Origin of the sequence: Streptomyces sp. NRRL S-920 (assembly GCF_000717945.1) — a bacterium.
Taxonomy (GTDB): Bacteria; Actinomycetota; Actinomycetes; order Streptomycetales; family Streptomycetaceae; genus Streptomyces; species Streptomyces alboniger.
The window spans coordinates 34,518-48,546 of record NZ_JODF01000023.1 but is presented as its reverse complement, the minus strand read 5'-3'; the positions used below and the strand labels follow the sequence as shown (position 1 = coordinate 48,546).

General features: G+C 73.6%; 4 protein-coding genes. 2 read left to right on the top strand and 2 right to left on the bottom strand.

The annotated features are described in order from the left end of the window. Nucleotides 1-79: 79 nt before the first annotated feature. Together IG54_RS39270 and IG54_RS42045 are read right to left on the bottom strand one after the other, a co-directional pair. Nucleotides 80-3,154: a non-ribosomal peptide synthetase gene (locus tag IG54_RS39270; RefSeq protein ID WP_051819638.1), complete on the bottom strand. Its 3,075-nt coding sequence runs from the start codon at nt 3,152-3,154 to the stop codon at nt 80-82. A gap of 3 nt (nt 3,155-3,157) precedes the next feature. Then, nucleotides 3,158-3,535, bottom strand: coding sequence for a hypothetical protein (locus IG54_RS42045; RefSeq protein ID WP_158708884.1), 378 nt, complete (start codon nt 3,533-3,535; stop codon nt 3,158-3,160). A 224-nt stretch (nt 3,536-3,759) separates the two neighbouring features. Between IG54_RS42045 and IG54_RS0118570 the strand changes: the two genes are divergently transcribed. Further along, entirely contained in the window at nt 3,760-6,942 is a 3,183-nt protein-coding gene (locus tag IG54_RS0118570; RefSeq protein ID WP_030785038.1) for a non-ribosomal peptide synthetase, read from the top strand. A gap of 20 nt (nt 6,943-6,962) precedes the next feature. Beyond that, nucleotides 6,963-14,003 carry an amino acid adenylation domain-containing protein gene (locus IG54_RS0118565; RefSeq protein WP_051819637.1) on the top strand — a complete coding sequence of 2,347 codons (7,041 nt, stop codon included), beginning with the start codon at nt 6,963-6,965 and terminating at the stop codon, nt 14,001-14,003. The last annotated feature ends 26 nt before the right edge of the window (nt 14,004-14,029 follow it).

Here is a 14,029-nt window from a genome sequence, read left to right as displayed (position 1 = left end):
TCCTTCAGGTGCGGTCGACCAGGGCAGGGACGAATCACCGGTCGGGAACGGTCTGTTCCCCCGGGCCGGACTCGTCGGGTCATGACCGCGCCGTGCCCTGGTCGAGCGCGGCGGCCAGCCGCCTGGGGGTGGAGTTGCGGAAGACGTCCCGCAGGCGGACGTCGGGGAAGTCGGCCTCGCGCAGGGCGCTGATGAGCAGGACCGCCTGCACCGATGTGCCGCCGAGGTCGAAGAAGTTGTCGTCGGCGCCGACGGGCACACCGAGGACCTCCTGCCAGGTCGCGGCCATGGCCGCCCAGGGGCCGTCGGCTTCCGCCGGGCGCGCGTCCCGGCCGGCGGGGGGCGCGGGCGGCGCGGGTTCGGGCAGCCGGGCGGTGTCCAGCTTGCCGTTCGGGGTCAGGGGCAGTTCGGGCACCGGGGTGAGGGTGGCGGGCATCGCATGGCCGGGCAGCCGGTCGGCGAGCTGGTGGCGGATGTCGTCGAGCGCGTCCGGATGGTCGGTGACGACATACGCGTCCACGCGTGCGGTGTCCGGTCCACCGGGGGTGCGCACCACGCAGGCGGCGGCCCGCACGCGCGGGTCCTCCAGCAGGGAGTGCCGGATCTCGCCGGGCTCGATGCGGTGTCCGCGGATCTTGACCTGCTCGTCGAGCCGGCCCAGGTACTCCAGCCGGCCGTCGGGCAGGAAGCGGCCCAGGTCGCCGCTGCGGTAGAGGCGCCGACCGGGCAGGACCGGCAGGCCGTCCAGGAACCGCTCGGCGTTCAGCTCCGGCCGGTCCAGGTAGCCCTGGGTGACGCCGGCCCCGCCGACGTAGATCTCGCCGGGCACGCCCGGGGGGACCGGGCGGCCGCGACCGTCCAGGAGGTGGATGTCCCAGCCGGGGAGGGGCCGTCCGATGGAGCGGCTGCCGCGCCGCGCCTCGGCGCGGTCGACGGTGTGCCAGGTGCAGAAGACGGTGGTCTCCGTGATCCCGTACATGTTGACGGCGCGGCAGACGTCCTCGGGGTAGCGGTCCATCCAGGGCAGCAGGATGCCGCGGTCCAGGGCCTCGCCGCCGAAGATGAGCAGCCGTACCGCGAGGCCGCCGTCCTGGAAGGCGCGGGTGTTCACGAGTTGGGCGAACGCGGACGGCGTCTGGTTGAGGACGGTCACGCGCTCGGCGCGCAGCAGGGCGTGGAACGCCTCGGCGTCGCGTGAGACGTCGTAGGGGACGACGACGAGCCGACCGCCGCTCAGCAGGCAGCCCCAGATCTCCCAGACGGAGAAGTCGAAGGCCAGGGAGTGGAAGTACGACCAGACGTCGTGAGGTCCGGGTGCGTACTCCTGCTGTGTGGCGACGAGCAGCGCGACCACGTTGCGGTGGCTGACGAGGACGCCCTTGGGTCGGCCGGTGGACCCCGAGGTGTGGATCACGTAGGCCGTGGCGTCGGGGAGCACGGAGGGCAGCGGCCGGTCCGGGTCCTCGGGCTCGGCGTCCACCGGGACCACGCGCAGCCCCTGCGTCGCGGACAGCAGTCCTTCCTTGGTGATGACGGTGCGCAGGCCGGTGTCCTCGACGACGAAGGCGAGCCGCTGCGGCGGATAGTCCGGGTCGAGGGGCACATAGGCCGCTCCGGCACGCAGTACGGCGAGGACGGCCGCGACTTGGCCGGTGCCGCGGTCCAGGCAGACGCCGACCCGGTCGCCGGGCCGTACCCCGGCCTCGCCGAGCACGACGGCCAGGGCCCTGGAACGCGCGTCGAGTTCGCGGTAGGTGAGGCGGTCCTCGCCGCAGACGACGGCGATGCTGTCGGCGACGGTGGCGGCCTGTTGTTCGAACAGCTCGGTGAGGGTGCGGGCGGGTACGTCGAGCCGTGCGCCGCGCCCGGTGTCGAGCCCGGCGAGGATCTCCGGGCCGGGCAGAGTGTCCACATCGCCCAGCAGCCGTTCCGGCGTCCGCGTGAACTCGCCGAGTACGTGGAGGAGTTGCCGGAAGAAGAGGGCGGCGGCCGAGTCGTCGACCAGGGCGCGCTGGTGCCGCAGCAGCATCCGGATCCCGCCCTGCCGGTCGGGCTGCTGGTAGAGGCCGACCGTGAGCGGGAAGTGGGCCGTGCCCAGTCCCTGGTCCTGCTGCGGTACGGCGGTCAGCTCGCCGTCGGACAGGTGCGGCAGGGCGTCGATGGCGGACAGCACCACCTGTGGCGTGGCGCCCGAGGAGGGCCAGACGGCGGACAGAGGCACATCTGCCTCTCGGTACGCCCGTACTCCGCGCCGGTGCGTGGCGCGCAGGAAGTCCGACACGGTGGTCGCGTCGTCGAGGCCGACGGGTACGGGTGTGGTGGTGTTGAAGTACCCGACCGTGGTGGCGTGGGCGGCCGGGCGGCGGGAGACGGTGGTGCCGACGACCGGCCGGGAGCAGCCGGAGTTGCGGCCGATGACGAACCCCGCGGCGGCCAGTACCACCGAGTGGGCCGTGACGCCGAGGTCGGCGCTCAGCCGCCGGATGCCCTCGTGCAGCGCGGCGGGGATGAGGGCCTCCGCGACTCCGCCGGTCGGCTCGTCCTCGGGCGGGCGGCTGTCCGGCGTGGCCCAGTCGAGGGAGGGCGCGCTGTCCGCGGCGGCGAGTTCGGCACGGATCGCGGCCGCGTCGGCGGTCAGGGCGCTCTGCCGGTCGCGGGCGGTCACGGCCCAGTCGGCGAAGGCGGGACCGGACGTGGTGGGCTCGTCGGTCAGCAACTGCCGGGCGATGAGTGCCAGGGAGTACCCGTCGACGACCAAGTGGTGCGCTATGAGCAGGAGATCGGCGGTGTCCGGCCGGTACTGGAGCAGGACGGCCCGCAGCAGCGGGCCCTCGGCCAGGTCCAGCGGGATCCGCAGTTCGTCGTGCACCCGTTGGCGGGCCGCCGTGCCGTCCGGGTCGATGTCGAGCGGGACGCACAGCAGTCGCGGACGGTCGGGTGCCTCCTCCAGTAACCAGGAGGTTTTGTCCTGGACGACCCTGGAGGCGAGCACGGGGTGGGCGGCGGAGAGCCGCTCAAGCCGTCGGGTCAGGCGATCGGGGTCGATGGGGCCGGTCAGGCGGTAGACCGCGTTCACGAGATAGGTGGCGGGGTCGTCGGTGGCCTGGTCGGCGGTGTAGAGGTCGATCTGATTGGGTGCCAGTTCCCAGCCCATGGGTCAGCTCCCCGGGGTCTCGGTGGTGAGCAGACGGGCGATCGCCTTCGCCCCGTCCGCCTCGAGCACGTCGAGGTACTCGATCTCACGCCCCGTCAGTTCGTACAGACGGGTGGTCAGCAGGACCGCGCGGAATGAATCGCCGCCGTTCTCCAGAAATCCGGTGCCGGTATCGGCGTCAGGGCCCAAAATCTCGGTCCAAAGACTCTCCGCCAGGCCCGCGGCCGCACTGGCGGAGGCACCAGGTGGATGCAAATTCGATTCCACTGAATAGTCCCCCGAATTCCATTGGTCCGAATTCTTCGCCACAGCGTGCGGTGACGGAAAGTTTTCCCGGGCCGACCAGGCGCCCGTCACCGGGTCGCCGTCCCAACTGCCCATGATCTCAAGGACCTACAGGTTGAATGCTGGGGTCACGCTACAGAGCCACCCATCAATGATCAACGTGACGCGCGTCACACTCTCAATGTCCCATTACGCACGCAAATTCGCCGGTGCGCCCCGGGAACGGCCCCCTCGATCTTCTTCCTTGACACTGGAAAACGGATCTTCCTAGGGTGACTCCATTAATTCGTCACACGGATTAGAGGCGGGGGGCTCTCAAAATGTCTGACGGCATCGAATTACTGAATGCGAGCGGTCCGGCCAGTGCCGAACAGACGCGTTTCTTCCTGCTCGACCAACAGGGCGGCCGGGCGACCCTTCTGCACCACATCCGCGTCGACGGACCGGTCGACCCCGACCGCTTGACGGCGGCCGTCCGGTCGGTCGTCGCCGCGCAGCCGGCGCTGCGGACGTCCCTGCACCCCACTGCCGACGGCCTGTTGCGGCGCCTGCACACCGCCGCGGAGGTCGACATCGCGACCGAACGGTCCTCGGACGGCACGGCGCTCAGGGCGCGCATCGCCGAGACCGGCGCCCCGTTCACCCACGGGCAGGGACCGCTGTGCCGCATCCGTGTCGTCGTCACCGGGGATGGCGCCCACTGCCTGGTGGGGGTCCATCACGCGGTGTTCGACGAGGAGTCGGCCGCCGTCCTGCTGCGGCTGCTCGCCGACGCCTACGCCGGTACACCGCCGCGGACGGCCGACGACCGCAGACCGGCACCGGCCGCCGACCGCGTGGCGGCGCTGGAGGCCTTCTGGTCCCGGGAACTCGACAACTGCCCCGCGCACACCGCGCTGCCCCGGATCGCGTCCGCCGAACCGCCCGGCCATGCCACGGTGAGCCTGCCCGTCCCCGCGGAGCTGAACGCGGCCCTGCATGGGCGCGCCCGAGCGACGGGGGCGACCGTGTTCGCCCAACTCCTGGCCGCCGTAGGGGTGGTGGCCGGATGGTACAGCGGCAGCGACGACGTCGTGCTCGCCACCGTCGCCACCACCCGCACCAAGGCCGACCAGGACGTCATCGGCTGTCTCCAGAACACCCTGCCGGTCCGCCTCCGGCTGGCCGGGGCCGACACCGCGTCCGTGTCCGACCTCGCCGCCGACGCCCTCTTCGACGCCCTGGACCACGCCGAGCTGCCGGTGGAGGACATCCTGCGGGTGAGCCGGGCCGAGCGCACCCCGGGCCGCAAGCCGCTGACCGGCATCATCTGCACCCAGGCGTCCGCGCCCGCCCAGGTCGCCGCGAACGGCCTGGTCTGGCGGCTCACCCCGCCCTCCGTGACGGCGGGCGAGTACCCGCTCGCGGTGACCCTGCACCGGGCCCCCGACGGCGGCGCCGGTCTGAGCGTCGAGTACGACCGCTCCCACCTGCCCACGAGCGCCGTCGAATCGTTCGCCGAGCACCTGCTGCGCGCCCTCGGTGCCCTCACCACCGAACCGGCCGTCCCGCTCACCCGGCTGCGGCTGACCGGCGAGGCCCACCCGGGGGCCAACACCGGTGCTGGGGCGAGCGACTCCGCAGCCGTGACGGGGGCCGGCGCGCAACCGCACCCGAAGACGCCCCTGGCCGTACCCGACCACGTCGCCGAGCACGCCCGGCGCTCCCCCGGGGCGACCGCGTTGGTGTACGGCGGCGCACAGGTCGGCTACGCCGAACTGGACCGCCGGGTCGGGAAACTGGCCGCCGCCCTGATCGAGGCGGGGGTACGTCCCGGCGACCGGGTGGCCGTGCGGCTGGCGCGCACCCCCGATCTGCTGGTGGCACTGCTCGCGGTCTGGCGGGCGGGCGCCGCCTATGTGCCGCTCGACCCCGACTACCCCGCCGGCCGACTCCGGCTGATGCTCGAGGACGCCCAGCCGTCCGCGCTCATCGGCACCCCGGTGCCCGGCGCCGACCTCGGGGCGGCGGGGACGGTGGTCCTCGCACCGGACGCGGCGGCCCCCGTGCCCGAGCGATGGCCGCGGATCCGTCCCGAGGACCCCGCCTACGTCATCTACACCTCAGGGTCGACCGGCAGGCCCAAGGGCGTGATCGTCCGCCACGAGAACCTGTCCGCGCTCTTCGCCGCCTTCGACCGGGAGTTGTCCGGCCCGCCCGCGGTCACCGTCGCGGCCACCAGCGTCTCCTTCGACATCAGCGCGCTGGAGCTGTACTGGCCGCTCACCGCGGGCCGCGCCGTCCTGCTGACCGGGCACCGCGAGGTCACCGGGCAGGACATACCCACGGGTGCCCTCTACCAGTGCACCCCCACGGTGGCGCGGATCCTCGCCGACGACCCGAGCGGGCGCCGCCTGCTGGGCCGGCTCGGCACCCTGCTGGTAGGCGGTGAACAACTCCCGCGCGACCTGGCCGACCGGCTGGACTCACTGGTCCCGGGCGAGGTGCTCAACTGCTACGGCCCGACCGAGACGACGGTGTGGTCGACCGTCTGGCGGGTACGGCCGCACGTACCCGTGCACATCGGCCACCCGCTGGGGGGCGAGCAGTGCCTGGTGGTCGATCCCCACGACCGGCCGCTGCCGCCCGGCCTGCCGGGCCGCCTGCTGATCCTCGGGGCGGGGGTCGGCTCCGGCTACTGGCGGCGGCCCGACCTCACCGCCGAACGGTTCCGGGAGTACGACGGCCGCCCCGGGTACGACACCGGCGATCTCGCGGTCCTCGACCCCGAGCACGGCCTGCGGTTCCTCGGCCGTGCCGACGGACAGGTGAAGATCCTCGGGCAGCGGATCGAACTCGCCGAGATCGAGAGCGTACTGCGGGCCCATCCAGCCGTCCGCGACGCCCTCGTCACCGTCGCCTCCGACGGCGCCACGGTCACCGCGTGTCTCGTTCCCGCGAGCGGCGGCCCGGACCCGGGCGTGCCCGTACCGGTGCCACCCGAGCAGGCGGAGGAGATACGGCGGCACGCGGCCGCCTCCCTGGTGCCGGCGATGGTGCCCGCCGTGTGGCTGCTCGTCGGGGAACTGCCCCAGCTGCCCAACGGCAAGCTGGACCGGGCCGCCGCGGGCGGCTGGGTGGCGCGGGTGATGTCGTCCCGGCCCGGCCCGCCGGACGCGGAGCCCGCCGGGCGGGCCCTCGACGCCGTCCGCCTGGCCTGGGAACGCGTCCTCGGTGCTCCGGTCGCCGACCTGGACACCACCTTCTTCGACCTCGGCGGCACCTCCGCCGGACTCCTGCGGGTGCTCGTTCTGCTGGCGGACCGGTATCCGGAGCTGACCGCCGCCGAACTCTTCCGTCGCACCACCGTCCGCGGCCTGGCCCGGTGGCTCGACGCCCCGCCGAGAGGCGCGGACACCCCAGGCACCCGCCCCGCCCAGGCGCCCGCCCGGGGAGCCTCCCGGGCCAAGGCGCTCGGCCAATGGCGCCGACGGACCGAACGATCCCAGCAGCGACACCCGTGACGACGAAGGGTCGATGATCAGTGAGCACCCATCAGGCGGGCCATGCGCAGGCACCGACGGCCGCCCTGCCGCGCACCGCCGTCGCGGCCACACCGCACCAGCAGCAGCTCTACGTCGCCCATGAGCTGACACCGGATCACACAGCTCACGAGCTGCGGTTGGCCGTCACCTTCGAGGGCACCACCGACACCACGCGGCTGCGGTCCGCCGTGGCCGCGTGCGTCCGGCGCCACGACGCGCTGCGTACCCGCTTCACCTTCGAGGGCACCACGCTGGTGCAGTCGGTGCACAGCGAGCCGCCGTCGTCGTGGGACCAGCCGGACGCCGCCTTCGACCCGGAGCAAGGACCGCTGCTGCGGGCCGCCGTGGAACCGAACGGCCGCACCGGTCTCAGGCTGACGCTGTCCCTGCACCGTATGGTCGCCGACGAACGCTCTCTCGACCTCCTCCTCGACGACCTCCTGGCCGCGTGGCAGGCCCAGGAAGGACCGGAGGCCACCCACCTGCCCGCCTCGCCCGCACCGCAGTTCACCGAGTACGCCGCGACCGCCGCCAGCGGCTCCCCCGCCGCGGCCCCGGACGCCGATGACCTCGCACCACCGCGGCTTCCCGGTGTCCTTCCCGGCCGGGCCGCCACCCATCGGCTGCGCCTTCCGGCGGAGGCCCTCACGGGTCTGCGCGACCTGTGCGCGGCGGCCGGCGCCGACCTGGACGACGGGCTGACCGCCCTCCTGGCCCTGCTGGTCGCCCGGTACGCGGACACCGACGACATCCTTCTCGCCACGGCCCGCGACGAGCGCGGGACCGCGTACGCCTCCGCCGTCGGCCCGTTCACCACTGACCTGACCAGCCACGCGGACCTGACCGGGGACCCGGACTTCCGCACCGTACTCGGACGGCTCCGGCACCTGGCCCCTCGCGGCGCCGGGGCCGACTGGCCGGACGAACAGCCGCCGCTCCCCGTCGCCTTCGCGTCGCGCGCTCGGCACACCGGCGTGCGGGAGCTGCCGGACGGGGTCGTCGTCACCCGCCAGGACACTCCCCCGCCGCACCCCCACGCGCTGCGGCTGACCGTCACGCCGGACGGGCAGGCACGCTTCGACGCCGCCTGGCCCGACTGGCTGACCGAGCAGTTCGCCCGGCACTACGCCCAGCTCCTCACCGAGGTCGTACGGAGCCCGGGCGCCCCGGTGCACACCCTCGCGGTGCCCGCCGCCGGGCAAACGGCCCCCGCCGCGCCGGAGGTGGACGAGGAGACCGTCCTCGACCGGTTCGCCCGTCATGCCGCCGACCGGCCCGACGCCGTCGCGGTCCGCCACGGCCGGGAACAGCTGACCTACGCCGAGTTGGACCGGCGCTCCAACCGGCTCGCCCGGCACCTGCGGCAACTCGGCGTGGGCCCCGAGGTCCTGGTCGGCCTGAGCGCCGAACGGTCCCCGGAGCTGGTCGTGGCGATCCTGGGCATCCAGAAGGCCGGCGGCGCCTACGTCCCGCTGGACCCGGCGTACCCGGACGCCCGGCTGTCCTTCATCGTGCGGGACACCGCGCTGACGCACGTACTGGTCGACGGGCGGCCGGGCGACTGGCTGGACGGCTTCACCGGCAGCGTGGTCTCGCTCCAGAGCGACGCGGCCGCCATCGCCGCGCACCCGGCCGAGGCACCGGACCACCGGGTCCACCCGAACGACCTGGCGTACGTCATCCACACCTCGGGTTCCACGGGAGAGCCCAAGGGCACTCTCATCCCGCACCGCAACGTCGCCCGGCTGTTCACCTCGACCGCGCACTGGTTCGGGTTCGGCCCCGATGACGTCTGGACACTGTTCCACTCCTACGCCTTCGACTTCTCGGTGTGGGAGCTGTGGGGTGCGCTGGCCCACGGCGGCCGGCTCGTCGTCGTCCCGTACGAGATCAGCCGGGACCCCGGTGCGCTCCTGCGGCTCCTGGCCGCCGAAGGTGTCACCGTCCTCAACCAGACCCCGTCGGCGTTCGCCGTGCTGATGCGCGAGGAGGAGCGCGCGGACGTCGCCGTACCCGCCCTCAGGTACGTGGTGTTCGGCGGCGAGGCGCTGGAGCCGCGCACGCTGGGCCCGTGGTTCGCACGGCATCCCGACGGACCGCGCCTGGTGAACATGTACGGCATCACCGAGACGACCGTCCATGTCACCTACCGGCCCATCTCGCCGCGGGACGCCGAGGAGGGCACCGGCAGCGGCAGCGTCATCGGAGTCGCCATCCCGGACCTCGTACTGGACGTCCTCGACCACCGGGGCCGCCCCGTGCCCGACGGGGTCACCGGCGAGCTGTACGTACGAGGTGCCGGACTCGCCCGTGGCTACCTCGGCCGCCCGGAGCTGACCGCGGCCCGCTTCGTCACGCTGCCCGGCGGGCGGGCCTATCGCACCGGCGACCTGGTTCGGCGGCTGCCCGGCGGGGAGCTGGAGTACTGCGGCCGGGCCGACGACCAGATGAAGATCCGGGGCTTCCGGATCGAGCCGGGAGAGGTGGAGGCGGCGCTCGTCGGGCATCCGGACGTCCGGGAGGCCCTGGTGTCGGCCGTCGACGACGGTGGGGGCGGCGGCCCGCGGCTCGTGGCCCACGTCGTCTCCGAGCGGGCGGGCCTGGGCGCGGCAGAGCTGCGGGACCACCTCCTCGACGCGCTGCCTCCCCATATGGTTCCGGCTGCCTTCGTAGTGCTCGACAGCTTCCCGCTCACCGTCAACGGCAAGGTCGACAGGCGCCGCCTGCCCGCCCCGTCCCGGGCGGCCGACGCGCCGGTGACCGCCTCGGCCAACCGGGCGGAGGAAATCCTCGTCCAGGTCTGGAGCGAGGTGCTCGGCCATGAGCGGGTGGGCACCGACGAGAACTACTTCCTGCTGGGCGGCGACTCGATCCGCACCATCGGCCTGCTCAGCCGGGCCCGGGAGAGAGGGCTGGACTTCCGGCTCCAGGACCTCCTGCGCTATCAGACGATCCGGGACCTGGCCCCGCACACCTCCCTGGTCGCCCCCGGCAGCGGCGGCACCCGGTACCGGCCGCTGTCGCTGCTGACGGCCGAGGACCGGGCCGCGCTGCCCGCCGACGTCGAGGACGCCTTCCCGCTCTCCCAGTTGCAGGCCGGCATGCTCTACCACAGCGGACTGGACGCGGCCGAGCGGATCTACCACAACGTCTGCGGGTACCACATCCGGGCCGCCTGGTCGGAGGACGCCTGGCGCACCGCCGTGGACTCGATGGTGGCCGACCACCAGATACTGCGGGTCTCCTTCCACCTGGAGGGTTTCGGTGAACCGCTCCAGCTGGTGCACCGCCGCGTCACGGCCCCCATCTCCTTCGAGGACCTGCGCCAGCTGGACGAGGCCGGCCGACGAGCCGCCCTGGACGAGCGGTTCACCGCCGAGAAGCGGACGCCGTTCTCCTGGGAGCAGGCCCCGCTGATCCGGTTCCACGTGCAGCGGCTGACCGACCACACCTTCCAGCTGTGGGTCACGGAGCACCACGCGATCCTCGACGGCTGGAGCGAGCGCTCGCTGATCACCGAACTGTTCGACCGCTATCTGCGGTGCGTCGACTCTCTGCGGTGCGTCGACGGGCCCGGGACCTCCGAGGTCGTGTTCCCCGAGCCGCCCGCGGCCCGGTTCGGCGCGTTCGTCGCGGAGGAGCGCGCCGCCGTGGCCGACGAGGAGCACCGCGCCTTCTGGGCGGAGCACCTGGCCGACTGCGAGTTCGCGGCGCTGCCCCGGCTGCGGCCCACGACGGGGCGGCCCGACATGCGCATCGTCCCCGTGGAGTTGCCGCGGCACGAGGCCACGGCACTGACCGCGTGCGCCGAACGGCTCGGGGTGCCCATGCGTACCCTTCTGCTCGCCGCCCACCTGCGCGTGGTCTCCCTGCTCACCGGAAGCCCGGACGTCGTCACCGGCGTCGTCTACAACGGCCGTACCGAGGACCGTGACGGCGACCGCGTGCTGGGCATGTTCCTCAACACCCTTCCTTTCCGTACCCGGTTGACCGGAGGCAGCTGGGACGACCTGGTGACCACCGTCCACCGCACCGACATCGCCGTACAGCCGCACCGTCGCTTCCCCATGCCGGAGATCAAGCGGGCCGCGGGCGGCCGGGAACTGTTCGAGGCGTTCTTCAACTTCACCCGCTTCCACGTCTACCGGTCGGTCCTGGACCGGGCGGCCGAGCTGGAGGTGCTCGACGAGCGGCGCGTCACCAACACCAGCATCCCGTTCGGCGCCGAGTTCTCCCAGGACCTGGCCTCGGCCGCGGTACGACTGCATCTGCGCTACGACGCCGACCGGTTCACCGACGAGCAGGTGGCCGAGATCGGCGGCTACTACCGGCGGACGCTCACCGCGCTGGCCACCGCTTCCGGGGACCGGTACGAACACACGGTGCTGCTCTCCGAGGCGGAGCTGCGCCGCCTCGACCGGTGGCACGGCGATCTCGTCCCCCGGGACGGCAACCGGCTCTTCCCGGCGCTGTTGGAGGACCGGGCGCGGGAGCGGCCGCACGCACCGGCCGTCGTCGACGGCCGCACCACGCTCGGCTACGCGGAGCTGAACTCCCGTGCCAACCGGCTGGCACGGGAACTGCTCGCCCGCGGCGCCGGCCCCGGCCGCATCGTCGCGCTCGCCCTGCCCCGCTCCGCCGAGCTGCTCGTGGCCCTGGTGGCGGTACTGAAGACCGGCGCCGCCTATCTGCCCGTCGACCCGCGGTACCCGCGGGAGCGGATCGCCCTGCTGCTGACGGACGCCCGGCCGACGCTCCTGGTGACCCATGCCGGGACGGACCGTGCCCTGCCCGCGGCCGACGTCCCGCGGCTCGTCCTGGACGACCCCGCGATCGACTGGGCCGGCCGGCCCGACGGCGATGTCACCGACGCCGAGCGTCCGCGCCCGCTGCGCCCGGCCGACCCGGCCTACATCATCTACACGTCAGGCTCCACCGGGCGGCCCAAGGGCGTGGTCGTCTCGCACGCCAACATGGCCGACCTGCTGGCCTGGCTGGGCGGCTTCCTGGGCACGGAGGGGCTCACCCAGGTCCAGGCGACCACCTCGGTCAGCTTCGACGTCTCCGTCTTCGAGATCTTCGGCCCGCTCGCAACGGGCGGCACCGTCCGCATCCACCGGGACCTGCTCGCGCTGGCGGAGGAGGAGACCCTGGCGGCCGGCCCGGTCACCGCGCCGGCCCTGGTCAGCGGGGTGCCCTCGGTCTTCGCCGATCTGATCCGGCGCCTGGACCCGGCGGTCACCGCGGGAACGGTGGTGCTGGCCGGCGAGCAGCTGAGCGCCGCGGTGGCGAACGAGATCACGGCGGCTTTCCCCGGGGCGCGCGTCGCCAACATCTACGGCCCCAGCGAGGCTCCCGTCTACGCCACCGGCTGGCTCGGCGACGGCCCCTTCGACCAGGCGCCCCCGGTGGGCCGCCCGTCCTGGAACACCCGCGCCTACGTTCTCGACCAGGGACTGTGCCCGGCCCCCGTGGCCGTGCCGGGCGAGCTGTACCTGGGCGGCCCCGGCCTCGCCACCGGCTACCTCGGCCGCCCCTCGCTCACCGCGGAGCGCTTCGTCGCCGACCCGTACGGCGAGCCGGGAGCCCGGATGTACCGCACGGGGGACCTCGTGCGCTGGCTGCCGGACGGCAACCTGGAGTTCCTCGGACGGCTGGACGACCAGGTCAAGATCAACGGCTTCCGGATCGAGCTGGGCGAGGTGGAGGCCGCCCTCGTACGCCACCCCCACGTCGCCCAGGCGGCCGTCGCGGTCCGCGAGGACCGTCCCGGTGACCGGAGGCTGGTCGGCTACGTCGTCCTCGAACCCGGAGCCGCGACCGACGGCACGGCGCTGCGCCGCCACGTCGAGGCCACACTGCCCCGGCACATGGTGCCGATGGTCGTCACGCTGCCGGCCCTGCCCCGCACCCCCAACGGCAAGCTGGACCGGCGGGCGCTGCCCGCGCCGGACCCCGGCCGCGCGGCGGGCCGCGAGGAGCGCCCGCCCGGCACCGCCCTGGAGAAGGAGCTGGCCTCGCTCTTCGGCGAGGTCCTGGGCACGGACGGGCCGGCCGGCGGGCTCGGCGCGCACGACAGCTTCTTCGACCTCGGCGGTCACTCGCTCCTCGCCTTCCGGCTGCTGGGTCTGCTGCGCTCCCGTTTCGGGGCCCGGTTCGGCATCGACACCCTGTTCCGGGTCCCGACCGTCGCCGGTCTGGCCGCCCTCCTCGACGGTCCGGCGCCGCAGGCCGACCCGGGCGGTGCGCTGGACGTACTGATCCCGCTGCGGCCGCACGGCGGCCGGGAGCCGCTGTTCTGCTTCCACCCCGGCGTCGGGCTCGGCTGGGTGTACTCGGGGCTGCTCCGCCACCTGGACGCCGACCGCCCGGTCTACGGCCTCCAGTCCCGTGGCCTGGACGACCCCGCCGCCCTGCTCCCGGACCTGGCCGCGATGGCCAGGGACCATGTGGCGCGGCTGCGCACTGTCCAACCGCACGGCCCTTACCACCTGTTGGGCTGGTCCATGGGCGGCATCCTCGCCCACGAGGCGGCCCGGCTGCTGCGCGCCGAGGGCGAGGAGGTCGCGCTGCTGGCGCTGCTCGACTCCTATCCCCGGCGGCCGGACGCCCGTCCGGTCGACTACGACCAGCCCGAGGCCCTCGCGGAGGTGCTGCACTCACTCGGGATCCTGCGCCCGGCCGGCGCGCCGCCGCTCGACCCGGCGGCGGCCCTGCGCGTCCTGACGGAGCACGGCAGCCCGCTCGGCACGCTGTCGAGCGATCAGCTGGCCTCGGTGGCCGAGGTGTTCACCAACAACGTCAACGCACAGCGGCGGCACGACTCCCGGCCCGTCGACGTGGACGTGCTGTTCTTCGAGGCGATGGAGGGCAAGGCGCCGGATCCCGAGGGGCCGGGCGACTGGGCGCCGTACACGAGCGGACGGATCGAGAGTCATCCGATCGCCTGCCGGCACGGCGACATGCTCGCCCCCGGCCCCCTGGCCGACATCGCCGCCGTGCTCGCCCGGCGCCTGGACGGCCCGGACCACACCGCGTGAGCGGCCCCGCCGACAATCTGCCCGAC